A 26,366-nucleotide genomic window follows, 5' to 3' on the forward strand; every position below is an offset into this window, starting at 1 on the left:
CCTTGTTGCATCCAAAGCGGGAAAGCTTCGATGGTCATGCCATCGATGCCTGGTGCGCCTTTATTGGCTTTAACTTGATGCCACGCTCGGTGTAGATTTTCAGGTTCGAGTAGTTGCTGGAATAAATCGCTGTTGAAGGCGGGTTGCAGATCAATACGCTGCTGATAGTAATCGTCTGGCGACGTAGTGGGTATCGACAAGTTTGACAAGACTCCTCCTTCTTCTAAATGTTCAGGCCTTCACCATATCCCAACCATTACGATGGGCGTTGGGCTACTCGGCAACTGCTCCTGCGTTGCTCTACCTCCTGCATCCATGCAGTCGTATGACGTCTGCTGACTTCTGCATAATCACATGCCGAGTTGCCCCGTCATGCGCTATCGGTTTCCATCTGATTCGCTCTTTTCAGTCGATGACGCTGAAAAGCCAAGGCACTTATAAACCAGAGCCTTACTGGTTAGTGACCGATCGCGAGTTAAGCAGATCTCCCCAGATAAGAGCATGAACTTTCTTTGCACTGCTGCATCATTTACGGTGGCCATTAGATCACGTGATTTCGTCGTCTTGTACCCTTGCTTCGCGGGGCAGACCCTGCCAACTCATCTCTAGCCTACGCCTCATATGATGTTCTTGTTCATCAGCTCGCAAATTTGCTAGCGGCTTCCTTCAGACCAATCCTCGCGGATAAGCCCTTGCCATTCGCTAGTAGTTAACGTTTAATAACAGTATGTTATTCTCTTTTAGAAAGAGTAACGGTGATCTTCCTACAGAGGACTTTCACCTCATTAGTTCATGCCCATGCTGGGCGTACACAAGTGCCGGCAACCGACTGCAAAAACTGTCACTTGTTTTGCTAAAAACCAGCAAAACAACCACCAGTCTTTGCAGCGGCTGCGGCAGGCGTTAGGTTTCTAGGAAACGGAGTCACTTTGAACAGAAAATGGATTTTACTTTTGCCTTTTTTTCTCACAGCCTGTGGATATGAAGGCGATGGTGAGTACAACGAGTCAGGATGGTTCCTAAAGAATTATTCTTTAATTTTGCCGCAGAAAGACTTCGCTTCAAATCGTGAATATAGCTTTTCTATTAACGGTTACGGCTCTCACGGTACGTCATTTCTTCGCGTAAGGTTGTCAAATGACAAGCCGGTAAAATTTCATGAATTGGATACAACTCTAGAAGTACGAATAATCGGCAAAAGTAATGTTACATACTTTTATAGAAGCTCACCCCTTAATGCTCATTATTTGAGAATGGTTGAATTAGGTGAGGCCCAATGGGCAAATGACCTTGAATGGCATTCACGCTATCAGTATTTAGATGAAAAAGTGAAAAATAGAGCTGTTTCTTTCGACCCAACCTCTAAACCAATAGCAACGACAGATGTTATGTATATTCACTGTTTTCCTTCTGGGACTGAAAACTATAGAGTTAACGTGAAAATTGGAAATGTCCCTGAAGCTTATGAAAACACCAAAATCTCACTAGAGTTTACTTCAGGTTGGAAATAGCTAATGGCGCAAAAACCTAACAACTCAATAAACTCACTCACTTCGTTCGCTGGGACGCATACACGCAGGACGGCTTCGCCATTATGCCCTACGTGTATGTGCCCGTTATTGAAAAGTTACCACATATCAGGTCGCCATACTTTACCTAATGGAAGTCGTTGCTTTCAGAGTTTCAGCTCTAAATGATTTCTGTCCACAAATGAGTTACTACATCAGTCCTCGTCAAAACAAAAAGCCTCAATATTTTCATATTGAGGCTTTGTTATATTTCAATACCTATATAAAAACCTTAAGCACTTTCAATAATCTGCTTTAGATCCGCAACCAGCTCTTTATTCAAAATCTGTGGTATTTTCCCGGGTTGGGCTTTAGGTTTAAACACTGCAAACTTTTCCCCTTGTGGTGATACTAAAACATAGCTGGCGCTGTGATCCACTTGGTAATCTTCGCCGTCGCCAACCATGGCGTAGGCAAAACCTAAATCACGAGTAAAAGGAAATAGCTGAGCGTGATCGGCAGTAACGGCTTTGAAATCGCGGTTAAAAAAATTGATGTAATCTAAACGTTTAGTTTGGCTGTCCCTTGCGGGGTCCACTGACACAAACACCACTTGAATATTGTCGCTTACTGCTTGCAACTCTGGGTAGGCGGCATTGAGTTTATTAAGGGTTGTTGGGCAAACATCTGGGCATGAAGTAAAGCCGACAAACACTAAACTCCACTTACCTAAAAGCTGCTCATTGGTAAAGGTATTCCCCAATTGGTCTTGCATACTAAAAGGTGCCAGTGGTCTTGGGTTATCAAACAAATAACTTGTTTCAAGTGCCAGATCCGGCCTTGATTTAGTGGCAGTGGCGATTGTTGCGGATGAACTTTTTTGGCTAGGGAAAAGCGTAGCAACAGCGACGCCTAAGCCCAGCATAATGAAAGCTAACGCGATAATTTTTTTCACTCATTCACTCCATTATTTTTATCTTTACGTTCACTGTTTTTATCTTCAACTTCACCATGGCGATAAGCACTGATAAAGCGAGTTATACCCATAAGTAGTGATCAACTAATAGCACTAAAAATAAAATCATTAAGTGATAAATCGAGAACTTAAACACATCCATCGCCAGCCCTGGTTTGTCGTGATACTTAAGTTGCCAGGCTTTATAAATAAAGCCACAACTTAGAATGGTTGAACCCACAAGATAAACGGGGCCACACATGCCAACCAGTACTGGCAATAAACAGGCAATAGCCAGTAACAAGGTATATAACAAGATACAAGTTTTAGTAAACTCAACCCCATGGGTGACTGGCAGCATTGGGACGTCGACTTTGGCATATTCTTTTCTACGGTGAATCGCCAGCGCCCAAAAATGCGGCGGCGTCCAAGTGAAGATGATGATAACCAGTAATAAGGCATTACCATGCAATTCATTGGTGACAGATGTCCAACCTAATAACGGCGGCATTGCGCCCGCTAAGCCACCAATCACGATGTTTTGCGGCGTTGCACGCTTAAGATAAGCGGTATAGACCACGGCATATCCGATTAAGCTCGCAAAGGTTAACCATGCCGTAAGCGGGTTAACTAAGGTATACAAAATAACAAAGCCGCCTAAACCGATAGAGGTGGCAAAGGTCATGGCTTTTATTGCCGAGACTTTTCCTTTTGGTAATGGGCGGTTATAGGTACGCGCCATTAAGCCATCAATACGGCGATCAATTAAGTGGTTATAAGCCGCCGCTGCCCCCGCCATCATGGCTATGCCTATCATGCCAAAGATAAGCGGCTGCAATGGCACTGCGCCGGGCAATGCGAGGCACATTCCCACCAGTACTGTCAGTAACATCAGGGCGACCACTTTGGGTTTGGTCATTTCAAAATAGGCGCGCCAAGGTAATTGCGCGCTGCTGGTGCTTGCTGGTATAGACAGAGATTTAGCCATAATAGAATCCTTGCTTAAGCTTTACGCCACAGCGCGTAGTTGATGAAAATAACGGTAAGTAACAATAGCGCTGCGCCGCCGTTGTGCGATACAGCAATCCCTAAAGGCAAATGCATGACAATATTGCTGATGCCAAGGCCCACTTGAATGATCACTAGGGCAAATAACAGCCAAGCACTTTTACGTATTGTGTGTGAGCGTGCTTTAAGTAATTTAAATCCTAACCACACTAAACAGGCAGCGGTAATCACGCCCCAAATACGATGAGTAACATGGATTGTCATGCGGGCAGGGTATTCCAATACGCCATATTCAAAGCTTGGATGTGTCCCTTGAAACGGTGAAAAAGCATCAGCAAATTGCAGATTATCGACCCAGTTACCTTCACATATTGGCAGGGCGGTACAGGCTAATGCTGCGTAATTCGATGACGTCCAGCCGCCCAAAATAATTTGAACCGCCAGTACAATTAAGCAGACCATGGCAAAGGGGGCGAGTTTTCTGGCATAAGTGTCACCATCAGGGATCCGCAGTGGCCGGGTACGTAAATACAGCAGTAGCAGTAAAGCGAATAAACTAAAGCCACCAATTAAATGCCCCATGACTACGATGGGCATTAATTTCATGGTGACGGTCCACATACCTAAGGCGGCTTGAAAGAGCAGTAGGGCGGAAATCAGTATGGGTAGCTTTTTGGGCGCATCGGCTCTTTTTAAGCAGATGATAAGGATGGTTAAAATCAGTAATCCAAGAGTGCCAGCGATATAGCGGTGGATCATTTCCAGCCACGCCTTGTCAGGCTCTAGCGTTTGATTTGGGAATGCAGTCTCAACTTTTGCTATTGCATCAGGCGCGCTAGGCACCACAAGATGACCATAGCAACCTGGCCAATCAGGGCAGCCAAGGCCTGCATCTGACAGCCGAGTGTAGGCACCCATTAATATCACCGTAAAGGTAAATACTAAGGTAAATTTGAGCAGGTTTTTTATCACCATTACCCGACCCTCGATAGTTTAAGCATCTTACGTAAATCGCCAATCATCGACTTACCTTGGGCAATATTTTCTTGCTCGCCCATAATACCTGGGTATTTCATGACTAGGCTACCAAGGGGATCGACAATAATCATTTGCTGCTCTGTCAGTAATGCGGCCATTGCAGGGCTGGCACTGGCTGTAGCAAACGGCACTTGCAGTTTAGTTAAAATTGCGGTGTCGCTATCTGGGGTGAGTAAAATAATTGGGCTGACGCGATCTTGATGTTTACCTAAGGCGATATGGCTTTGATGCATGACATACAAACGTTGCTGACATTGTTCTAGGCATTGGTTTGGTAATAAATACACCAGCTGCCACATATGCGGCTGCGGGTTGGTCATGGCTAAGGTTTGATAATTAAGTTGTGCGTCGATTAGCTCACCTTTGTTAGTGGCGGCGCCGTTATATAAATCTAGGCTCAAGACTAATTTAGCCATAGCCACCGGTAAAATAAATACCAGCAGCAGTAGATATAATGTCTTGTTACCTTTAGGTTTTGCTGGGGAGTTCATACTTGCTCCTCTTGTTACGACTGTTTTTGTTATAGGATGAGTTTTTTTACTTAAGTCACTATTTTTAATTTAGTTACTCTTGTATTTAGGTTTTAACTTTAGGTCTTAATTTTAGGCTTAAATGTTTTCCAACCAAGCCATAGCATTAGCGATAAAAATACTGCTGCCATGGTGAACCATTGCAATGCATAGCCTTGGTGTTTTTGGGCTGACAGTGGAATAGGTGTCCATGGTTTTGCTAGTGTCATGTTCGGTGTTATATCTGGCTGCAGTACTGCCGGTGCCAGTTGATGACCTATTTTCTCTGCTAAGGCCACGAGATTTAAATTTTGAAAACGGATCACGTCACGGTTTTCTACTGTAAATTGTTCCACATAAAGTTGGTCACTTAAGGGATTGGTTTGGCGCTGATACACTCGACCTGTGAGCTGATATTGCGCCGCAGGCAATGGCGCTAAATCGGGTAATATGCGGCGGTCTTTATTCGCTGCAGTAAAGCCTAGTTCAACCAGTAGCCATGGCTCTGTGGCTGATATTGCAAATACTTGATAAGCCAGATAACCCACTTGGCCGTTATAAACTTGATTATCAAGCAGTAATATTTGTTCATTAACGGGCTTAGCGGTGACGTTAATGCGATAACCCGTTAGTGGACCGCTGCTATCTAGCGTTAAAAAAGTGTGGTAATCCAATTCACTGGACGCTTGCCTTTCACTTAAGGTGGCTTGCCAAGCTTGTTTTTGAATTCCTCTATCAAGTTGCCATAAACCGAGCTTGACCAAAATAGAAAACACACTCACAGTAACAACTAGCAATAACCCAGTAGAAAGTCGCCAAACGCGCAAAGGAGAGCCCGTGGGAACCTTAGATACCTTAGTTATTTTCAAGCTTGTTTTAGTACTGCTGCTTGTATTCATATTATTTAATTTAGCCAGAGCCCTATTTATTATGGTTAAAGCGGAAAATAAACAATCTATGAGCCAATATTTAGGTCGTCGAGTGATCTTTTCTGCGTTAGTGATGTTGTTATTGTTACTGGCCTTAGGATTTGGCTGGATAAGCCCAAATCCTAGACCTTATTAGCTTTGCAGCCTTATAAGACGTACACGAAAATAAATAAGCATAACCACACCACATCAACAAAATGCCAATACCAACTTCCGGATTGAAAGGCGAAATGATTATCTGGGGTGAAGTGACCTTTCAATACTCTAAAGAACAGGATTATTAGAAATACTGTGCCTAAGGTGACGTGCATACCGTGAAAGCCAGTTAGCAAAAAGAAGGTGTTACCATAAATCCCTGAGGTGAGTGTGAGCCCCATTTCTTGGTAGGCATGGACATACTCTTCAACTTGTAAAAACAAGAAGCCGATACCCAGCAAAATAGTCAGTCCTAACCAAACCTTCAGTGCGCCACGTTTTGATTTTTCTAACGACACATGGGCAAAGTGCAAGGTGACTGAAGAGGTCAGTAGAATGAGGGTGTTATACAGCGGCAATCCGCCCCAACCCATGGCTTCAGTGGTGGTACCATCTGGGGTTTTCACTAGCGGCCAAATGGCTTCAAATGTTGGCCATAATACCTCATGGGTCATGGCATTATTTGATGCACCGCCGAGCCAAGGTATTGCTACCATTCGAGCGTAAAACAATGCCCCAAAAAATGCCCCGAAAAACATGATTTCTGAGAAAATAAACCAGCTCATGCCTTGTCTAAAAGAGCGATCCATTTGCGCTGAATATAAACCTGACATTGACTCATCAATGATATTTTTAAACCAGCCAAACAGCATAAATATAATTACAGCAATACCCGCGATTAGGGTGTAGCCGCCAGAAGATTCTTCAGTTGAAAGTTGTTGGATGTAGGTACCTGCGCCAAATGCAATCAGAAATAATCCGATAGCGCCGGTAATTGGCCAGATACTTTGCGCTGGCACGTAGTAGTTTTCATGTTTTGTTGTCATCTTGCTGCTCCTTGCTCTATGGCTGCAGTCTGCTTGTCTGTAATATCATAGAGGGTATAAGAGAGAGTCAAAGTGTTAATGGATTCAGGTAAATCCGCATCCACGTAAAAAATTAACGGTAATTCAGCATCGGCCATTGCTGCTAGGGGTTGCTGATTGAAGCAAAAGCACTCGGTCTTATTAAAATAAGCCGCGCCTTGGCCTGGCGATACCGAGGGTATTGCTTGGCCTACGAGGTTATTTGAAGATAAGTTTTTCGCTAAAAACGCAGTACGTGTGAGTTCGCCGGGGTGAACCTGCATGCGGTTCACTTTTGGCACAAACTCCCACGGCATATTGCTTTGTACTTGGGCAATAAACTCAATGGTTACAGTACGGTCTTTATCAATCACCACAGCCTCATAACTGCTGGCAGTACTTTGGGTTTTTCCATTAATCCCCAAGGCATCGCAAAGCACGTCATACAAAGGCACTAGCGCAAAACCAAAGCCGAACATACCTATTGAACCCAGTACTAGGCCAATAAGTAAATTACGGTTTGATTTTGTTGGCTGGCTCATATCATTTAACCTCTGGTGGGGTGGTAAATGAGTGATAAGGCGCAGGACTGGCAATAGTCCACTCTAACCCTTCAGCACCTTCCCATGGCTTATCCGCAGCTTTTTCGCCGCCCTTGATACATTTCAGTACCACAGCGAGGAAAATCAGTTGTGATAAACCAAAGGCAAAACCACCAATAGAGACAATTTGGTTTACGTCAGCAAACTGAATTGCATAGTCTGGAATACGACGTGGCATGCCTGCTAAGCCTAAAAAGTGCATTGGGAAAAACAGTACATTCACTGAAATAACACTGCACCAGAAATGCCAACGACCTAATGTTTCGCTATACATGTATCCTGTCCATTTCGGTAGCCAGTAATATGCTGCAGCCATAATGGAAAATACTGCGCCAGTCACCAGTACATAATGAAAATGCGCTACCACAAAGTAAGTATCATGGTATTGGAAATCCGCTGGGGTGATCGCTAGCATCAAGCCAGAGAAGCCACCGATGGTGAATAAGATGATGAATGCAATGGCGAACAGCATCGGGGTTTCGAAGGTGATTGAGCCGCGCCACATAGTTGCAACCCAGTTAAACACTTTCACCCCAGTAGGCACTGCGATTAACATGGTGCAGTACATGAAGAATAGCTCTGCAAATACTGGCATCCCGGTGGTGAACATGTGATGCGCCCAAACTAGGAAGGACAAAATCGCAATACTTGAGGTGGCGTATACCATGGAGGCATAACCGAAAAGCTTTTTACGGCTAAAGGTGGGAATAATGGCCGAGATAATCCCGAATGAAGGTAAAATCATGATGTAGACTTCGGGGTGGCCAAAGAACCAGAAAATATGCTGGAACATCACAGGGTCGCCGCCGCCAGCAGCATCAAAGAAGCTGGTGGCAAAGTATTTATCAGTCAGTACCATGGTTACTACACCTGCCAATACCGGCATCACTGCTATTAGCAAGAAGGCGGTAATCAGCCAAGTCCAGACGAACAATGGCAGCTTCATCCAAGTCATACCCGGAGCACGCATATTAACAATGGTCACCACCACGTTAATGGCACCCATGATCGAGCTTATGCCCATAATGTGTACTGAGAACACAAATAATGCTGTGCTATCAGGGCTATAGGTTGTTGACAGTGGTGCATAGAAAGTCCAGCCAAAGTTGGGGCCTCCACCTTCCATAAATAGCGAGCTAAGTAGAATCGCAAACGCGAAAGGTAAAATCCAAAAGCTCCAGTTATTCATCCGCGGTAGTGCCATATCTGGCGCACCAATCATCATTGGAATGAGCCAGTTAGCTAAGCCGGTAAAGGCTGGCATGACTGCGCCAAATACCATAATCAAGCCATGGACTGTGGTCATTTGGTTAAAAAAGTTAGGTTCAACTAACTGTAAACCGGGTTGGAATAACTCAGCACGAATGACCATGGCCATTGCGCCGCCGGTTAAAAACATAATGAAACTAAACCACAGATACATTGAACCAATATCTTTATGGTTAGTGGTTAAAACCCAGCGCATAATGCCTTTTGGCGCCCCATGATGATGGTCATCATGGTGATCGTCGTGAGCGGCTGGTGAATCTTGTGTAATTGTGCTCATTTTAATCCCTTACTTTCCGTGACCAACAACATCAGCAGCCTGAACTGCATCGCCAGAGTTATTACCCCAGGCATTTCGCTCATAAGTCACCACTGCAGCAAGCTGTTGTGGCGTAAGTAGCGAGTTAAATGCTTGCATTGCCGTGCCAGGTTTACCATTGATGACAATATTAAGATGATCCGTCACTGGACCGACGATGAGTGGGCTGCCTACTAATGAAGGGAACGCGCCAGGTAAGCCAGTACCAGCAGCTTGGTGACATGCAGCGCAGCTAGTCATATAGACTTGCTCGCCCATGGTCATTAACTCATCCATCGTCAAGTCATCCAATACCACAGCTTTAACTTCTGCTGCTTGTGTTGCCGCTTTAGTCACAGCTTGTGTTGCAGTGTCTTCAAGTTGTTCAGCTGTAGGTAAGCTTGCTGGTAAAGTCACAGGCGTTGACGTGTCTGCGGTAGAAGTGCCTGCACTAGGAGCGTCTGCAGTGGTTGGTGTAGCGCTAGAATTTGTCCCATTGCCACTCACATCAGCCGCTTGCACGGTATCGCCAGAGTCATTACCCCAAGCATTACGCTCATAAGTGACTACTGCAGCAATTTCAGTTGCCGTTAGCTGCTTGGCAAACGCTTGCATCGCAGTGCCAGGCTTACCATTAACGACAATATCGATATGGCCAGACACTGGGCCTTTAATCATTGGACTGCCAATTAGGGAAGGGAAGACGCCAGGTAAACCAGCACCATTAGGTTGGTGGCAAGCCGCGCAGCGACCCATGTAGATTTGTTCGCCTTGGGCCATTAACTCGTCATAGCTAAGGGTTTGGCTCAGTGAGGCTTGTGCAGCGGCTTTAGCATCGACAGCAAATTGCTTTTGGTCGATTAGCCATTGGTCAAAGTCTGCTTCAGAAACGGCTTCAACAACAATAGGCATAAAGCCATGATCTTTACCGCATAGTTCGGCACATTGGCCTCGATAAGTACCTATTTTATCGATTTTAGTCCAAGCTTCATTGATGAAACCAGGATTTGCATCTTTTTTAACGGCAAATGCTGGTACCCACCAAGAGTGGATAACGTCATCCGAGGTCATTAAAAAACGTACTTTACGATTTATTGGTAAAACCAGCGGCTTATCGACCTCTAAAAGATAGGTGTCGGTTTTATCTGCGGTGCCAGTAATTTGGTCTGCTGGGGTAGATAATAAACTGAAAAACTCGACATCTTCATTGAAATAGCTGTAATGCCATTTCCATTGAGAGCCCGTCACTTTGACTGTCAGTTCAGCATCGCTGGGATCTTCCATAGCAATCAGCGTTTTTGTTGCTGGGATTGCCATGCCAATTAGGATTAGAAATGGCAATACTGTCCAAGCTATTTCAACCTTGGTACTGTCATGAAAGTCGGCTGCAACTGCACCCTTAGATTTTCTGTGATAGATCATGGAATAAATCATGATCCCAAAGACCACGACACCAATGGCGCAACAGATATACAAAATAATCATATGCAGGTCGTAAACCTGGCCACTGATCTCTGTTACACCTTGAGTCATGTTTAAGGGCATCTCTGCCGCTGTGAGTGGGGTTGCAAGCAACGCCACCATTAATCCGTACAACAATCGCTTCACAAGACTACTCCTCTGCTAATTGCGAATTGCAATTACAAAGAAAAGCCACACAGTAATACTCTGCTCTATGCAAACTTTTCATACCCGAAAAAGTTTGATCATTTCAAAGTACACGGTGGCTTTGAGCTTGAAAACTCAATTATGTTATTACGTTACGGTGCCACACTTGTACCTAATACTGAACTTATCAATTATATTTGACGCTTTACATTCAAGGCTTTCTATACCGCACGGTACCAGCTCAATCTTTTAATAGCGTTTGTATCTTTTTGACATTTATTCTCGGCAGTACGATAAATTGTTACTACCTTGTTAACTACATTACTTGGAGATTAAATATTGATCAAGATCACTTTATCATCTAATTTGCTGAAAAAAGTGCAAAAAAAAGCCCCTCAGCGTAGTGAAGGGCTTTTTTAGTCATATTTTACTAGTGAAACGAGGTAAGGTTTACCCGAGTCGGTACTGCTAAAGTTTGCGTTAATGGGTCGCCTTCAGGTAAGTGAGTATTTACATCTTCAATGATAAGCCCTTGGGCTAAGGCATTTTTGGCAACCAATTGAATGCGGCGATTGTCGCGGGCATCTAATGGTGGTGTCCAAGTAATTACTGCACTTGAAGTACCGTTAGTGAGCGCTTTTTCCATCGCCCACAGGGTTTCGACTTCATCTTTGGTGTGAACTAACAATACTCTGTCCATACGAACATTGGCATTAGCAAGAATTTGCTTATAACCGATATGCGGCGGATTAATCAGTACAATCCAACGGCCTTGCTGACTTAAAATGGCTAACTGACTGCATAATTGAGTCAATTCAGTTAAGCCTTGGTTTTGGGTGCGCTTGGTTTCAATCCCTTGTTTAGTGGGTAAGGGATCAGATGCCATATCTACCCATAATCCAGGGTGACGCGGTGCATTGCCTATTAATGTGTTCATAACCAACCTCCATTACGAATAACGCCAACAGCAAGCCCTTCAATCGTTAGGTTTTGGCAACTTAAATCAACTTTAATCGGCTCATATTCTGCATTTTCAGCATGTAAATAAATAATATTGCCTTTCTTTTCAAATCTTTTCACGGTTACATCGTCTTCAAGACGTGCCACTACAACTTGACCATTGGTGGCAGTTTGCATTTTATGCACTGCTAATAAGTCGCCCTCTAAAATACCAATGTCTTTCATACTGTCGCCTCGAACGCGTAGTAAGAAATTAGCATTGGGCTTAAACATTTCTGGGTCAACTTGGAAATACTGTTCAACATGCTCTTGAGCAAGGATAGGTTCACCTGCAGCAACTTGGCCGATAAGTGGTAAGCCTGCTTCAACTTCCTCTTCCACCTGCACCATGCGGATCCCGCGAGAGGTACCAGGAATAATTTCAATACAGCCTTTTTTTGCCAGTGCTTTTAAGTGTTCTTCAGCGGCATTGGCGCTTTTGAAGCCTAATCGAGTTGCAATTTCTGCACGAGTTGGCGGCATACCTGTTTCGGCGATATTACATTTAATTAGCTCTAATATTTCAGCTTGGCGTGGCGTTAAAGGTCTCATATTGATTCCTGTTTTTTTATACAGTGACTGTCATTATATACAGTATCGGTGGTCGCGCAAGTATTAACCAAATTAATTTAACTATTATCATCTAATTCTTGTTGGCTATATATGGGGGCACGGTTAAGTATATGTAATTTAATTATTTAGTTAATGAAGGTAAGTCAGCTTTTTAAACCGATGAAATTGGCTATTTCTCACATCGTTTGTTTAAACAGTATATTTATACAGTAGTGTTGATTGAAAATAGGTTGGTTGTTATTCGGATATGGCTATTTTTACTGAACAAATATTCTCTGTATAGACCCTTGTTAGTGAAACTGAACCATTATCTGGTATTCTATGGCCAATTAATTGATGTTGAATATGCGAACACTCATGTTAAAACCTGACTCAATCATAGCAAAATCATTACGTTGGATTCAAAAACTGATGGTGCACACGGTTGTTGTGCCTGAAGATCCCTTTGCCGATCTGAACTTAGACCCAGATAAACCAGTGGTCTATGTGATGAAGACAGAATCACTCAGTGATATTGCGGCATTAAATGAAGTGACCGCCAAATATGGCTTACCGAGCCCTTATGAGCGACTAGACGTTGATGGCTTAAATACCCCTAGAATTGTGTGTATTGAAGGTCGTAAGCCTCTATTTGGCAAGCGTTTAAGTGGCGAAAAATTTATTGATAACTTCACCAGCTTATTAGCCTTACATAAAAAAAATGATCAACTTGATATTCAATTGGTGCCAGTGAGTCTGTATTGGGGACGTATCCCTGGTAAAGAAGATGACACCATGACCGCAGCCGTATTTGAGCGTGAAAACCCGACCTGGTTACGTAAATGGTTGATGATTTTGTTCTTAGGTCGCCATAGCTTTATTCAATTCTCAAATGCTATGTCGCTACGTTATATGGCTGATGAACACGGCACTGATGTCAGTATTGCGCATAAACTTATCCGTGTGGCGCGAGTGCACTTTAGACGCCAACGTAAAGTGATGACAGGCCCACAACTGCCAAATCGTCAGGCAATGTTCAACTCATTATTAAAGTCTGATGCCATTGCTCAAGCGATAAAAGAAGAAGCGCTTAATAAAAAAATTCCTGAAGACAAAGCCCGCGAAAAAGCGATTCAGTATTTAGATGAAATTGCAGCGGATTACTCAGACAGCTTAGTGCGTATTGCTGAGCGCTTTCTTACTTGGTTGTGGAATAAGTTATACAGCGGTATTAGCATTAAAAGCGCTGAAAAAGTGCGTAAGCTGCATCATGATGGTCATGAAATTGTCTATGTGCCTTGCCATCGTAGCCACATGGATTACCTACTGCTGTCGTATATTTTGTATTACCAAGGCATGGTGCCGCCGCATATTGCCGCCGGTATTAATTTAAACTTTTGGCCAGCAGGCCCTATGTTCCGCCGTGGTGGTGCTTTCTTTATTCGTCGTAGCTTTAACGGTAATAAACTTTATACCGCAGTGTTTCGTGAGTATTTAGATCAGTTATTTGCTAAAGGCTATTCGGTTGAATACTTCACCGAAGGTGGTCGTTCTCGTACCGGTCGTTTATTAGCGCCTAAGACCGGCATGTTAGCGATGACAGTTAACTGTGTACTGCGGGGCATTGAACGCCCAGTAACCTTAGTGCCAGTTTATCTTGGTTATGATCATGTGATGGAAGTGTCCACCTATCATAAAGAGTTAAGCGGTAAGAAAAAGCAAAAAGAATCAGTGTGGCAGGTCTTTGGTGCGCTGCGTAAATTAGGCAACTTTGGCCAAGGTTACGTTAACTTTGGCGAGCCAATCAATGTGCAGCAATTTTTAAATCAACAATCGCCAAATTGGCGTGAAGAAATTGCTCAAGATCCGGATCAAAAGCCATCATGGTTAACGCCAGCAGTAAATGTATTGGCCAATAAAGTGATGACTAACATCAATGGCGCCGCCGCAGCGAGTTCGGTGACATTAGCAAGTATGGCGCTGCTGGCTTCAGAGCAAAACGCCCTGCAGCGCAGTGAGCTTGAAACCCAGCTAGACCTCTACCTGAAAATCTTAAAGGATGTTCCTTATACTGAGTATGCGTCGGTGGCTGAGGGCTCAGCTCATGACCTAGTTGAGCAATGTTTGTCGCTGAATAAATTTACCTCAACCACAGATGCCATCGGCGAAATTATCGCAATTGAAGATAGCTCAGTGATTGCGATGAGCTATTATCGCAATAACATAATTCATCTAATGGCAGTGCCTTCATTAATCGCCAGTTGCTTGGTGCAATATGAAGAATTTAGCCGAGAAAAAATCCAGCAAATTGTTAATGATTTTTACCCATTATTGAAAGCTGAGCTGTTTATGGGCATTGAAGATTTAAGTGCCTATGTGGATCAAGTGCTTGATTTGTTTGTTGAACAAAAGCTAATTTCCGGTAGCGATCACTTTGAAGTCAATCAAAGTAATGTCACTCAGTTAATGTTATTGTCCGCCACGGTCAGTGAGACCCTACAGCGTTACGCGATTATCTTTAATTTACTGGCTTACAAACCAGAAATTGAGCGTTCTGATTTAGAAAGCGCCAGCCATTTATTGGCTCAGCGTTTAGGTGCTTTACATGGAATTACTGCGCCTGAGTTTTATGATAAAAAGCTCTACAATAATTTGAGTGTGAAATTAAAAGAATTAGGGTATTTATCCGCTAACGATAATCAATTTGAAGTCATCCGAATACGTGATCATGCCAATGGTATGCTGCGTTTATCTGTTCGAAAAACCATTGTTGATAGTGTCACAATGGAACATGGGTAATAACTAATTTTATGAGTTCGACACAATCTCAACCGCAAAATAAATCCTTATTGGGCGGTGCTATGATCATCGCCGGTACCACAGTCGGTGCTGGTATGTTTTCTTTGCCTGTGGTCAGTGCAGGCATGTGGTTTGGCTATTCATTAGTCATGTTAATTGGTATTTGGTTTTGTATGCTGGTGTCAGGTCTGATGCTACTTGAAACCAATTTGCATTTTAAACCCGGTGACAGTTTTGACACCTTAACTAAGGTAACCTTAGGCCAGTTTTGGCGGATTATTAACGGGTTATCTATTGCTTTTGTGTTGTACATCCTGACCTATGCTTACATCAGTGGTGGTGGCTCGATTGTTAATCACACCCTTGCGGGGATGGGGATTAACTTACCTCAACCGATCGCAGGGTTAGTGTTTGCCGTCGTACTTGCTGCAGTGGTGATCATCAGTACCAAAGCGGTTGATCGCATTACCACCATTATGATTGGCGGGATGTTAATTACCTTTTTTCTCGCCATCGGAAATCTGCTGATTGATATTGATAGCGCAAAATTATTAATGCCAGATGGTGAGGCGAGTTTCTCGCCTTATATTTTAGCGGCGCTACCTTTTGGGCTGGCCAGTTTTGGTTACCACGGCAATGTGCCAAGCCTAGTTAAGTATTACGGCAAACAACCTAAAGTGATTTTAAAAGCCATCTTTATTGGTACTTTTATCGCCTTAGTGATTTATAGCTGCTGGTTAGTGGCAACCATGGGCAACATTCCCCGTAGTCAGTTCAGCGACATTATTGCCCAGGGCGGCAATATGGGTGTGTTAGTGGGCGCTCTGTCAGATGTGATGGCGAGTAAATGGCTTAATACCATGTTGACCTTGTTTGCTAATCTTGCTGTGGCGTCATCATTCTTAGGGGTGACCTTAGGCTTGTTTGATTATCTAGCTGACTTATTTGGCTTTGAAGAAAGCAATAATGGCCGCATTAAAACAGCTGCGATCACCTTTATCCCGCCGACAGTATTAGGTTTGTTATTCCCTAATGGTTTCTTGATTGCCATTGGCTTTGCGGCATTAGCGGCGACCATTTGGGCGGCGATAGTGCCAGCCATGATGGCATACAAATCGCGCAAAATGTTCCCTGATGAGAAGAGCTTTAGAGTCCCAGGTGGTACGCCATTGATTGTGGTGATTATTGCATTCGGTGTCATCACCGGCGCATGTCATTTGTTGGCGATGGCTGAGTTACTGCCAGTTTATAAATAATACTTTAGCTAGATAAAGTGGTGTTTAAACACCGAAATGACCTCCAAAAAGCCCTTTGAAAAGGGCTTTTTTATGGGCGTTTTCTAGCAAGTAAGGATGTGACTGTTAGCATTTTGACTAAAGGTGTGTGTAATTTACGACTTGTGACCGATAGTGACTAGCCATGGCTTGCTGATACTGTTGTCTATATAAGGCTATGATTTTAAGTTGTATTTATTATTTAAATGTCATTTTTTATACGAATAACCAACCATTATTGCCAACTCGACTTTAGCTTTAAAAGTGTCTTAACTTAAAGAGTGTTGTCATTTAGGTTCAGCTTAAACCTTTATTCTTATAAGTCATTATCAACAGCAGGGTGAGGTGTATGAAGGTGTCACACTATAAACAAGGGCAACCTTGTTGGGTCGAACTTGCCAGTCATGATTGGTATGCCGCGAAAGCATTCTACCAAAGCCTATTTCAGTGGCAGGCTGATGATATGCCCATGCCTGAGGGTCATTACACTATGTTGCAGTTAGCGGGTGATGACATTGCGGCTATGTATCAAATGCCCAAAGAGATGGAGAGTTTGCCAACCCATTGGCAGCTTTATTTTGCCGTTGATGATGTTGAGGCGACAATTAAAGCCATTAGGCTTGCGGGTGGACAAATTATTGCAGGCCCTCACTCTGTTGGTGATTCAGGGATTATAGCTGTGTGCCAAGATCCTGATGGCGCACGATTTTCAATCTGGCAGGCCATTAACCATATCGGCATTAAGCGCTCATTTGAGCCCAATACTTTGTGCTGGGTTGAATATATGTGCCGCGATCTGGCCACATCAACCGATTTTTATACCCAAGCGCTTGGCTTTGAGACTAACAGCCTTGATATGTCTTCAATGGGCATAGCTGATTACGTGCAATGGCTGGTGGATAAGCAAGCCATTGGCGGTATGATGCAAATGACGTCCGAGTGGGGTGATACCCCGCCCCATTGGATGCTGTATTTTAGTGTGCAAGATTGTGATGCTATGGCTCAAGATGCCGAAGCTCTAGGCGGGCGAATTTGTGTCCCGCCTACGGATATTCCGGATGTGGGTCGTTTTGCGGTGATTGATGATCCCCAAGGCGGCACTTTTTCAATTATTGCATTGACCGAGGTAGCGTCTGAAGTAGAATAATTGCTTGAAAGTTAAACTGTAAATCTAATCAAGGAAGACTTATGACACTCACAAAGGACGAAAAACTCGCGGTAATTCAAAAGAAAATGACCATGGTGGCAGTCATTGATTTTCCTGGCACGTTATTAATGGCGGCGGGTTTATATGGCTTGTTTGCAGGTTTTGATACAGCGGCTTATCCGATGCTGGCGAAGCCAATACTGCTGTTTGCTATGGCTGGAGTCGGAGGTTGTATTATGGTTTGGGGTCTTTTAAGGATGATGCAACTGGCACGAGAAAAGCAAGGCGTACTCAGTGAACCAAGCTAACAAGCTTATATTCAGCTTGTGGCTTTATAGATAAAAAGGCGCCTTAAGCGCCTTTTTTAGTGTTTATGAGTGACTTTGTAAACCTAGTTACTGAGTTTACGACCATAGATTAGTAAATAAATGGCTGGAATAACAAACAGCGATAGCAGCGGCGCAGTGACCATGCCACCAACCATAGGTGCGGCAATTTTCTGCATCACTTCGTTACCGGTTCCTGTGCCCCACATTATCGGCAGTAAGCCAAAAAATATGGTCGCAACTGTCATCGCTTTGGGGCGAATCCGCATTACAGCACCTTCAATCAATGCTTGGCGTAAATCATCTTTGCTATTGAGAGTGTCATGATGTTTTCGGTCTTTTATACTGTTGTTGAGATACACCTGCATCACCACGCCAAATTCAGCGGCGACACCCGCAAGGGCAATCATCCCCACAGATACCGCAACCGAAAAGTTGAAGTTCAGCAAATATAAAAACCAGGCACTGCCTACTAAGGCAAAGGGTAAACTCAGCATAATTACTGAAGCTTGAGCAAACGAGTTAAAGGTCAGCATCAGTAATATAAAAATAACTGCCAGCATTAGTGGAATGACTAACTCCATCTTGGCTTCAACACGCTGCATATATTCATATTGACCCGCAAAGCTGTAGCTATAACGTGCTGGCAAAGTGATTTGCTGGCCTAAGGCTATTTGCGCTTGCTCGATATATTCGCCGATAGAAATATCTTTAATATCGACAAACACCCATGAGATTAAACGGCCATTTTCACTGGCAAGCATGGGCGGTCCATCACTGATGGTGATGTCGGCTAAAACGCTTAATGGCAGATATTTACCGGTTTTGGTTAATACCGGTAAATCTCTGAGTTTTTCTATGCTGTCACGTAACTCTCGTGGATAACGAATGTTAATTGGGTAACGTTCTTGACCTTGAATTGATTCCCCTATATTCATACCGCCTATGGCGATTTGCACCACATCTTGGATGTCACTTAGGGTCATACCATATCGAGCTGCATTTTTTAGTTTCGGCTCAATATCGATATAACGTCCACCACTACTTCGCTGCGCAAATGCTGATGTTGTGCCTGGCACTTGGCTCATTACCGCTTCGATTTCAGCGCCAATTTTTTCCAGTTCGGCCACATCTGAACCCGATATTTTAATGCCGACAGGTGTTCTAACCCCGGTGGACAGCATATCGATACGGGTTTTTATCGGCTGCACCCATGCGTTAGTCATGCCGGGCACTTTCACCGTTCTCTGTAATTCAGCAATAATAGATTCTAAGGTCACGCCTTCACGCCATTGAGCATGTGGTTTAAGCATGATGGTGGTTTCAAGCATGGTTAATGGTGCAGGATCGGTAGCGGTCATCGCGCGGCCCACTTTACCAAATACTCTTTTGACCTCTGGTACCGTTTTAATCAATCTATCGGTTTGCTGTAAAATTTCAGCGGCTTTACCTGCACTGACACTTGGCAGGGTTGTAGGCATATAAAGTAAATCACCTTCAGCGAGTTCTGGCATAAACTCAGAGCCCATCTTTGTCATCGGATAGTAAGCACTGGCTAAAATGACCAGCGCTAATAAGATGGTGAATTTAGGAAATTTTAATACCAGTTTGAGTAATGGCTGGTATATGGCAATCAAAAATCGACTGATGGGGTTTTTGCGTTCATCAGGGATATTACCGCGCACAAAATAACCCATTAATACTGGGATCAAGGTGATGGCCAGTATTGCAGAAGACGCCATAGCAAAGGTTTTAGTAAACGCCAGTGGGTGGAATAAACGGCCTTCTTGAGCTTCCAGTGCAAATACAGGAATAAAGCTTAAGGTGATGATTAGCAGGCTAAAGAATAGCGCAGGCCCTACTTCAACAGAGGCCTCTTTAATTAGTTGCCAGTGGGCTTCACCTTCGGGTGGTTTACCGTGCTCAGCCCGATATCGCTCTAAATGTTTATGGGCGTTTTCTACCATGACAATGGCGGCATCGACAACGGCGCCTATGGCAATGGCAATACCTCCTAAGCTCATGATGTTGGCATTAACCCCCATAAAATGCATGATAATGAAACTGCTTAATATAGATAATGGCAGGGTGATTATGGCAACCAGTGTTGAGCGAGCATGTAATAGAAATAGTAAGCAAACTAGGCCAACGACCAGCATCTCTTCCATCACTTTGTGCATCAGATTATCCACAGAATTGAGGATAAGTTCTGAGCGATCGTAAGTGATAACTAATTCAACCCCTTCAGGTAAACCGCTTTCAATTTGCTTAATCTTTTGTTTAACATTATTAATGGTTTCAAGGGCATTCTCGCCATAGCGCATAACCACAATGCCGCCAACGACTTCACCTTTACCATCAAGTTCAGCAATACCACGACGCGCTGCAGGGCCTGTTCGCAGCTGCGCCACATCTTTCATTAATACTGGTGTGCTAGCATCAGATAACACCCCTAAAGGAATTTCGGCAAAATCTTCAATGTTTTGTCGATAACCCGATGAAGTAATCATGTACTCGGCTTCGGCCATTTCAATAACCGAGCCACCGACAGAGCTATTAGAGCTTGCTAGCGCATTTTTAACCGTCATCAAATCGATTTGATAAAGGGCGAGTTTATGTGGGTCGACCACGATTTGATAAGATTGCTCCATGCCGCCAATCGTAGCAATTTCAGATACGCCTTCGACACTTTGTAATTCCAGTTTTAAAAACCAGTCTTGCAATGAACGCAGCTGGGCTAAATCGTGATTACCTTGTCTATCGACTAAGGCGTATTGAAATACCCAACCGACACCAGAAGCATCAGGCCCTAAAGTGGGGCTAACGCCCTCTGGGAGCTGATCTTGGGTTTGTGATAGGTATTCTAAAACCCGTGAACGTGCCCAGTAAATATCGGTATTATCTTCAAAAATAATATAAACAAATGAGTCGCCAAACATCGAAAACCCACGTACGGTTTTCGCCCCAGGTACAGCCAGCATCGCTGTGGATAATGGATAAGTAATTTGATCTTCGACTAACTGCGGTGCTTGACCTCGATATGAGGTCTTAACAATCACTTGCACATCAGATAAGTCCGGCAGGGCATCCAATGGGGTGGTGCGCATGGCTTGATAACCGATCACTGCAACCACTAAGGTGAGTAATAACACCATCGCACGTTGCTTTATCGAAGCACTGATTATTTTCTCTAGCAAGAGAGTGCTCCTTAGTGGTTATGGGCTGCAGGCGCTTTATCTGCGCCGCTTAAACGTAACAAGCTACCTTGAATACTGGCTTCTGAATCAAGCAGGAACTGCCCTGAAACCACCACATGGTCGCCTTCATTTATGCCTTCAATGATCTCTGCTTTTCCTTGCGCAATGATGCCGACTTTTACAGGTACCGAAGTAAATCCGCTATCGTGACGCTGAACTACTACTCGATTTTCACGGCCGGTTAATATCAGTGCTTCTGTGGGAATAGTAATAATGTTGCGTTTAGGGCCGCCAAATAAAGACACATCCACTAAGGTTCCTGGTCGTAGGCTTGCATTTGGATTGGCTAATTTTACTCTGACACGCATGGCGCGAGTGACAGGGTCGAGTTCTGGATAGATATAATCAATGTCAGACTCAAGATCAAATAAGCCTTGGGCCGATGCAGTGACTTCTGCAGGACGGCCTTTTTCTAGCCAGCTTTGTTCATTTTCAAACACATCGGCAATGACCCAAACCGTGGATAAGTCGACTAATTCTATTAAGGCATTACCAGGTTGGATATACATGCCATCACGAATGTCCATTTGGCTGACAACACCGTCTTGCGGGGCATAAAAAGGCACTCTAAAAACAGTTTCGCCGCTGGTTTCTAATTGTTGAATAATTTTTGATGAAACCCCTAAAAGCGCTAAACGTTGGCGGGCTTTACGCTCGAGCACACCGCCACGTTGATTGTCTTGCTCCAAATAATCAAGCGCTTGTAAGTAGTCATCTTGAGCATTAATAAGTTCAGGTGAATAAAGCTCATACATGAGCTGACCTTTTTTTATTTTTTGGCCAACATTATTAATATGCAGTTTTTCCACCCAACCAGTTACCCGAGCATGAACATGGGTAATGCTGTCTTCGTTATACTCAACGGTGCCGATGGTTTTAACCAGGCGCCATAGGGTATCTCTTTCAACTTGTTGAGTGCGCATGCCTAAAGCTTGCTGCATGCCGCCTGATACGCCAACCACGATTTCTTCAGCTGCTGCGCCCATGGTGACTTTTTCTAAATTCATACCACAAATAGGGCAAGTGCCTTGGGTGTCAGAAACAATATGCGGGTGCATTGGGCAGACATATTTAATGCTTGGCTCTGCATCCGAGGGTAATAGGCTTGGTTTAACAGTATTAAACACTTTATCAGCAACACTCTGTGTGGGTTGCACTGCTAGGGTTTCAGTCTGTTCATCTTGTGCATGCTGATGTTGGCTATGATCGACTTCTTCCTCTTCTTCTTTAACCACTAACAACATATTGCACTTAGGGCAGCGGTCACCTTGTTTGTGGCTGCTAACTTCAGGGTGCATTGGGCAGATGTAGGTGGTTTCGGCGCTATGGTCTATGGCAGCCTCAGGGCTAACTTCTTCTAAGAACATATTGCATTTAGGACAAGTATCACCGGATTTATGACTAATAACTTCAGGGTGCATCGGGCATGAATAGCTGGTTTTTTCTGCATCATGCTGATGCTGGTGAGTCGAAATATGACTATGTGTTGCTGCTTGTTGAGCAGCGACTGGATTAGTGCATAACCCAGCTAGAAAACCCGCAATGGTGATCAATAAAATAGCGTGTTTCATCATAACCTCAAAATACGGCTGGCAAATAAAGCGAACCGTTTATAAAAACTGTAAATACTAGCAAGTATAGGTGTTTAGCTATGGCACAGAGGACAGTGCTAGGCTAAAAATATTCTGTCAGTAATTTAACTAATCGGAGGTCGAAATTCTGGAAGGGTTTTATGGAAGAAAAAGTGTGGCACTGCAGTGGCATCAGCCTTGCTGTTGACTGCTTTTGCGAGAAGGATATCAAATGTGAGCAAATGCCCTGTCATCGAGATAGTAATGCAGTGACCACAATCGATAGCGCAGCCATTTTTGCTGTCACAACAGTTGTTAGCAGCTTTTTTCGATTGGAGCATTGAGCCATCGTCACAACAATGAGTCGTTTTTTGCGGGGCTTGTTTAGTCATAGAGGAATGACAATTAGGGGTATCGGCACTGCTGTGTTGCTTCAGATTTGCTTGGGATGTTTTGTCGTTAGGTATTAACATCTCTGCTGATGAGTGCATGAGAGGGTTAGCGACCATAGCGTAACCATTAGTTATCAAACCTTGGCCTAAAATGGCAAGCAAGGTGATAAATATAATGAAGTGCTGCGGTAACTTAGTGCTCATGTTTTTCCATAGTTAAATGTTGACTAAAACGCTCAAGTAACAGTTTTTACAAATCAATTTAACCATAAGCGACTCAATGGCAATCCATATGAATATAACCCTTAGCGCCATTAGCGGCAATGATCTTACGCACATTATTCATATCACAGTAGCATAAATGCATGGGTATATTGACAATAAAGTGAATAGTTCTAATTGTTTCACTGCATGTTGCAAAGGTATGATATTTGTCTTTTTTGTTTGAAACGCTTTGCGGTATTGTTTGGAGTGTATTAAGTTTAAATGAGTCCAAATTATTCTTATTGAGCCTCAATACTTAGATCTTGATCTCATTTTGAGCATATATAGGCAACTTATTAATTAAAACATGTTCTTAATTCGTTTTTTTACGGCAAAAACAACCTAGAATAGCTTTACTATTTTTTAGATCTTAAAATTTATATTTTAGAATTTAAAATCATAAATTAAAAAACTGTTAACTGGAGATGACGATGAACTGGCGTGCACTATTCAAACCGAGCGCAAAATATTCAATTATCGCACTGATCATAGTGGGTGTTGTTATGGGTGTAGTGGGCTATTTCGCCACTCAACAAACTTTACACGCAACAAGTTCAGATGAATTCTGTATGAGTTGTCACAGCAATCACTCATTGAAAGATGAAGTGTTAGCGTCTGCACATGGCGGCGGTAGTGCTGGTGTGACTGTTCAGTGTCAAGATTGTCACCTTCCACATGGCCCAGTTGATTACTTGGTTAAAAAGATTATCGTATCTAAAGATTTATACGGTTTCGTAACTATTGATGGTTTCAACACTCAAGCTTGGTTAGATGAGAACCGTAAAGAACAAGCAGATATCGCACTTAAGTACTTCCAAGCAACAGATTCTGCTAACTGCCAACATTGTCATACGCGCATCTATGAAAACCAGCCTGAGACTATGAAGAAAATGGCTGTCAGAATGCATGAGCGTAACGCTAAGCAAGAAGGCGACAAGAGAAAGACTTGTGTAGATTGTCATAAAGGTGTTGCTCACCCTTACCCTAAAAAGTAAGTGACGATTCATAATCAGGAGTGATGACCTGATTAAGAAAAAACCTCGCCTAGGCGAGGTTTTTTTATGGCTGAATTTCTTTAAATCTAACGGCTACTCGGCTTTATCAAGCTCTAGTACTTTTTGTCGGTACTCAAGTAAACCGAAAACACCAAAAAAATACACTTTAAGATAATCAACGACAGATAACTTAAGTAAGCTGCTAAACATGGTGTTGAAAATAAGTAATTGGAAAAAATGCATTATTACAGTGATAAAAAATAAGATATTCAACACTATGCTGACTTGGCCTTCAAACGGCATAAATAAGTTATAAAACATCACTAACCACATGATTAAAGTTAAACTTTTACCACCGATAATAAAAAATTTCATGGGTATCCTCTATTAGATTTGTTGCTTGTTTGAAATGCTATTCATCAAGCTGATATTGAAATAAGCGATAGGTTACCTGACCGGCATTTTTTTGCTTGAGCTCAACCCAATGGTTTGGGATCGCTAGCTGGGTTAAATCTGATTCAGTTTCTAGGTAAATTAATGCATTCTCATTTAACCAGTTATGCTCAGCTAATAACGCCATAGTGGTATTGGCCAGCCCTTTACGAAATGGTGGGTCAACAAACACAATATCAAAGCCTTTATCGTTATTCAGACCTTGTTTTAGCAATGCCAGACTGTCGCCACTGATGACATCGGCATTGTCACATTTTAAGGTTTGTAAGTTTTGCTTTAACTGTTTGGCCGCATTGCTCTGCAGTTCGCAAATACGTGCATAGCTGGCGTAACGTGATAAAGCTTCCAGACTTAGGGCGCCACTGCCTGCAAAACAATCTAATACCCTTGCACCTCTGATATCGCTAGCAAGCCAATTAAACAAGGTTTCACGGACGCGATCAGTGGTTGGTCGTAACCCTTCTAAATCATGAATAGGTAGCTTTCGTGAACGCCATTGCCCTGAAATGATCCTGACTTGGCCGCTTGCGGACTTATTTTTGGACATTTTGCCCTCGTGATTTTGCCTGAACAAAGAAAGTGGTAGACTATGCAACCAATTAGAATACTCGATATTTTATACCAAACTGCTGTTTAAAGGTGAGGATTCCTTTTAACAAGTTTAGTATTAATGACTCGAGAAAACTTCTCCGAATTTTATCGCTCATTTAGCATTGGTAGTAGACATGGCAAAGAAAGGTTTTTTTTCGTGGTTTCGTAAAGACAAAACCAAAGAGCAAGAGCGTGTTGCACAAGAGCAACGTATCGCAGAAGAGCAAGCTGCAGAGGCTTTGGCAAAAGAACAGGCCATTGCTGCTGAAGAAGCGGAGCGATTAGCTGAACAAGAACGCGCCGCAGAAGCTGAACGTATAGCCGAGCAAGAGCGCTTAGCTGAAGAGTTACGTCTTGCAGAAGCCGAACAGGCGCGTATTGCAGCAGAGGCAGAGCGTATAGCCGAGCAAGAGCGCTTAGCTGAAGAGTTACGTCTTGCAGAAGCCGAACAGGCACGTATTGCAGCAGAGGCAGAACGTATAGCTGAGCAAGAGCGCTTAGCTGAAGAGTTACGTCTTGCTGAAGCGGAAGAAGAGCGTATTGCTGCAGAAGCAGAACATGTTGCAGAGCAACAGCGTTTAATTGAAGAGCGAAGCCTAGCAGAAGCCGAAGAAGCACACCTTGCAGCTAAAGCTGAACGTGAAGCCGAGCAACAACGTTTAGCGGTTGAGCAGCAGAAATTAGCTGAAGAGCAACGCCTTGTCGAAGCAGAAGAGGCGCGTATTACAGCAGAAGCTGAACGTGTAGCAGAGCTGCAACGTTTGGAGGCAGAGAAACAAAGGTTAGCAGAAGAGCGAAGCCTTGCTGAGGCTGAAGAACAAGCTCGTCTAGCTGCAGAAGCCGAAGCAGCGTGTATTGCACTAGAAGCTGAACGTGCAGCAGAGCAGCAACGTCTTGCTGACCAAGAACAAGCTCGATTGGCAGCAGAAGCCGAAGCGGCGCGTATTGCATTAGAAGCTGAACGTGCAGCAGAGCAGCAGCGTCT

Annotated in this window: 23 protein-coding genes and 2 pseudogenes; 8 read left to right on the forward strand and 17 right to left on the reverse strand. The window is 43.5% G+C overall.

Translation table 11 applies throughout. From position 1 onward, the window contains the following. Positions 1-209, reverse strand: a pseudogene (locus Q4557_RS18605) (group II intron reverse transcriptase/maturase); the annotation flags it as partial. A gap of 720 nt (positions 210-929) precedes the next feature. On the opposite strand from Q4557_RS18605, the gene Q4557_RS18610 reads away from it, so the two are divergent. Continuing rightward, positions 930-1,511 (forward strand): hypothetical protein, encoded by a 582-nt coding sequence (locus Q4557_RS18610; RefSeq protein WP_303414697.1) that lies wholly within the window; start codon positions 930-932, stop codon positions 1,509-1,511. 289 nt (positions 1,512-1,800) lie between these two features. On the opposite strand, the gene Q4557_RS18615 is transcribed toward Q4557_RS18610, so the two are convergent. The 5 genes from Q4557_RS18615 to Q4557_RS18635 all read right to left on the reverse strand — a co-directional run bounded on the left by Q4557_RS18615 (position 1,801) and on the right by Q4557_RS18635 (position 5,845). Next, on the reverse strand, positions 1,801-2,433 hold the full coding sequence (locus Q4557_RS18615; RefSeq protein ID WP_102440180.1) for an SCO family protein: 633 nt from the start codon (positions 2,431-2,433) through the stop codon (positions 1,801-1,803). A 112-nt stretch (positions 2,434-2,545) separates the two neighbouring features. After that, on the reverse strand, positions 2,546-3,451 hold the full coding sequence (gene cyoE, locus Q4557_RS18620; RefSeq protein ID WP_303414700.1) for a heme o synthase: 906 nt from the start codon (positions 3,449-3,451) through the stop codon (positions 2,546-2,548). A 14-nt stretch (positions 3,452-3,465) separates the two neighbouring features. Next, the gene (locus Q4557_RS18625; protein ID WP_303414702.1) at positions 3,466-4,446 is read right to left on the reverse strand and encodes a heme A synthase; all 981 of its coding nucleotides are present in this window, start codon (positions 4,444-4,446) and stop codon (positions 3,466-3,468) included. Continuing rightward, a complete protein-coding gene (locus tag Q4557_RS18630; RefSeq protein ID WP_303414704.1) occupies positions 4,446-5,000 on the reverse strand; it encodes a hypothetical protein in 555 nt (184 codons plus the stop codon). The genes Q4557_RS18625 and Q4557_RS18630 overlap by 1 nt, the downstream gene beginning before the upstream one ends. Before the next feature lie 98 nt (positions 5,001-5,098). Continuing rightward, positions 5,099-5,845, reverse strand: a complete 747-nt coding sequence (locus Q4557_RS18635; protein ID WP_347232002.1) for an SURF1 family protein — start codon at positions 5,843-5,845, stop codon at positions 5,099-5,101. A 10-nt stretch (positions 5,846-5,855) separates the two neighbouring features. Between Q4557_RS18635 and Q4557_RS18640 the strand changes: the two genes are divergently transcribed. Continuing rightward, positions 5,856-6,083, forward strand: a complete 228-nt coding sequence (locus Q4557_RS18640; RefSeq protein WP_076538217.1) for a DUF2909 family protein — start codon at positions 5,856-5,858, stop codon at positions 6,081-6,083. Between the two features lie 10 nt (positions 6,084-6,093). On the opposite strand, the gene Q4557_RS18645 is transcribed toward Q4557_RS18640, so the two are convergent. The 6 genes from Q4557_RS18645 to lexA form a co-directional block, all read right to left on the reverse strand. After that, entirely contained in the window at positions 6,094-6,969 is an 876-nt protein-coding gene (locus Q4557_RS18645; protein ID WP_102531855.1) for a cytochrome c oxidase subunit 3, read from the reverse strand. Continuing rightward, positions 6,966-7,529: a cytochrome c oxidase assembly protein gene (locus Q4557_RS18650; protein WP_102440132.1), complete on the reverse strand. Its 564-nt coding sequence runs from the start codon at positions 7,527-7,529 to the stop codon at positions 6,966-6,968. The genes Q4557_RS18645 and Q4557_RS18650 overlap by 4 nt, the downstream gene beginning before the upstream one ends. A gap of 1 nt (position 7,530) precedes the next feature. Next, entirely contained in the window at positions 7,531-9,135 is a 1,605-nt protein-coding gene (gene ctaD, locus Q4557_RS18655; RefSeq protein ID WP_102440133.1) for a cytochrome c oxidase subunit I, read from the reverse strand. A 9-nt stretch (positions 9,136-9,144) separates the two neighbouring features. Beyond that, positions 9,145-10,761, reverse strand: a complete 1,617-nt coding sequence (coxB, locus tag Q4557_RS18660; protein WP_303414710.1) for a cytochrome c oxidase subunit II — start codon at positions 10,759-10,761, stop codon at positions 9,145-9,147. 430 nt (positions 10,762-11,191) lie between these two features. Further along, positions 11,192-11,698, reverse strand: a complete 507-nt coding sequence (locus Q4557_RS18665) for a cell division inhibitor SulA (RefSeq protein ID WP_102440135.1) — start codon at positions 11,696-11,698, stop codon at positions 11,192-11,194. Continuing rightward, on the reverse strand, positions 11,695-12,312 hold the full coding sequence (gene lexA, locus Q4557_RS18670; protein ID WP_076538206.1) for a transcriptional repressor LexA: 618 nt from the start codon (positions 12,310-12,312) through the stop codon (positions 11,695-11,697). Before lexA ends, Q4557_RS18665 begins: the two co-directional genes overlap by 4 nt. Before the next feature lie 378 nt (positions 12,313-12,690). On the opposite strand from lexA, the gene plsB reads away from it, so the two are divergent. The 4 genes from plsB (at position 12,691) to Q4557_RS18690 (ending at position 17,840) form a co-directional block, all read left to right on the forward strand. Next, positions 12,691-15,111, forward strand: a complete 2,421-nt coding sequence (plsB, locus tag Q4557_RS18675) for a glycerol-3-phosphate 1-O-acyltransferase PlsB (RefSeq protein ID WP_303414713.1) — start codon at positions 12,691-12,693, stop codon at positions 15,109-15,111. An 11-nt stretch (positions 15,112-15,122) separates the two neighbouring features. Continuing rightward, complete coding sequence (gene mtr, locus Q4557_RS18680) at positions 15,123-16,367, forward strand: tryptophan permease (protein WP_198590916.1); 1,245 nt, start codon at positions 15,123-15,125, stop codon at positions 16,365-16,367. A gap of 367 nt (positions 16,368-16,734) precedes the next feature. Continuing rightward, a complete protein-coding gene (locus Q4557_RS18685; RefSeq protein WP_102440138.1) occupies positions 16,735-17,532 on the forward strand; it encodes a VOC family protein in 798 nt (265 codons plus the stop codon). A gap of 41 nt (positions 17,533-17,573) precedes the next feature. Then, a complete protein-coding gene (locus Q4557_RS18690; RefSeq protein WP_303414721.1) occupies positions 17,574-17,840 on the forward strand; it encodes a hypothetical protein in 267 nt (88 codons plus the stop codon). A gap of 83 nt (positions 17,841-17,923) precedes the next feature. On the opposite strand, the gene Q4557_RS18695 is transcribed toward Q4557_RS18690, so the two are convergent. The 3 genes from Q4557_RS18695 to Q4557_RS18705 form a co-directional block, all read right to left on the reverse strand. Then, the gene (locus tag Q4557_RS18695) at positions 17,924-21,055 is read right to left on the reverse strand and encodes an efflux RND transporter permease subunit (RefSeq protein ID WP_303414724.1); all 3,132 of its coding nucleotides are present in this window, start codon (positions 21,053-21,055) and stop codon (positions 17,924-17,926) included. Between the two features lie 11 nt (positions 21,056-21,066). Continuing rightward, on the reverse strand, positions 21,067-22,689 hold the full coding sequence (locus tag Q4557_RS18700) for an efflux RND transporter periplasmic adaptor subunit (RefSeq protein ID WP_303414727.1): 1,623 nt from the start codon (positions 22,687-22,689) through the stop codon (positions 21,067-21,069). Between the two features lie 122 nt (positions 22,690-22,811). Continuing rightward, positions 22,812-23,282, reverse strand: a complete 471-nt coding sequence (locus tag Q4557_RS18705; RefSeq protein WP_303414730.1) for a hypothetical protein — start codon at positions 23,280-23,282, stop codon at positions 22,812-22,814. Positions 23,283-23,773: 491 nt separating this feature from the next. On the opposite strand from Q4557_RS18705, the gene Q4557_RS18710 reads away from it, so the two are divergent. Beyond that, complete coding sequence (locus Q4557_RS18710) at positions 23,774-24,337, forward strand: NapC/NirT family cytochrome c (RefSeq protein ID WP_303414733.1); 564 nt, start codon at positions 23,774-23,776, stop codon at positions 24,335-24,337. Positions 24,338-24,430: 93 nt separating this feature from the next. Here Q4557_RS18710 and Q4557_RS18715 read toward each other — a convergent pair whose 3' ends face one another. Both Q4557_RS18715 and rsmD read right to left on the reverse strand, forming a co-directional pair. Then, the gene (locus tag Q4557_RS18715; protein ID WP_102477286.1) at positions 24,431-24,712 is read right to left on the reverse strand and encodes a DUF1145 domain-containing protein; all 282 of its coding nucleotides are present in this window, start codon (positions 24,710-24,712) and stop codon (positions 24,431-24,433) included. 37 nt (positions 24,713-24,749) lie between these two features. Continuing rightward, positions 24,750-25,337: a 16S rRNA (guanine(966)-N(2))-methyltransferase RsmD gene (gene rsmD / locus Q4557_RS18720; protein ID WP_102531240.1), complete on the reverse strand. Its 588-nt coding sequence runs from the start codon at positions 25,335-25,337 to the stop codon at positions 24,750-24,752. Positions 25,338-25,515: 178 nt separating this feature from the next. On the opposite strand from rsmD, the pseudogene Q4557_RS18725 reads away from it, so the two are divergent. Next, positions 25,516-26,366 (forward strand): annotated as a pseudogene (locus Q4557_RS18725) (signal recognition particle-docking protein FtsY); the annotation flags it as partial.

It is taken from the genome of Shewanella sp. 5_MG-2023 (assembly GCF_030547465.1).
GTDB lineage: Bacteria > Pseudomonadota > Gammaproteobacteria > Enterobacterales > Shewanellaceae > Shewanella.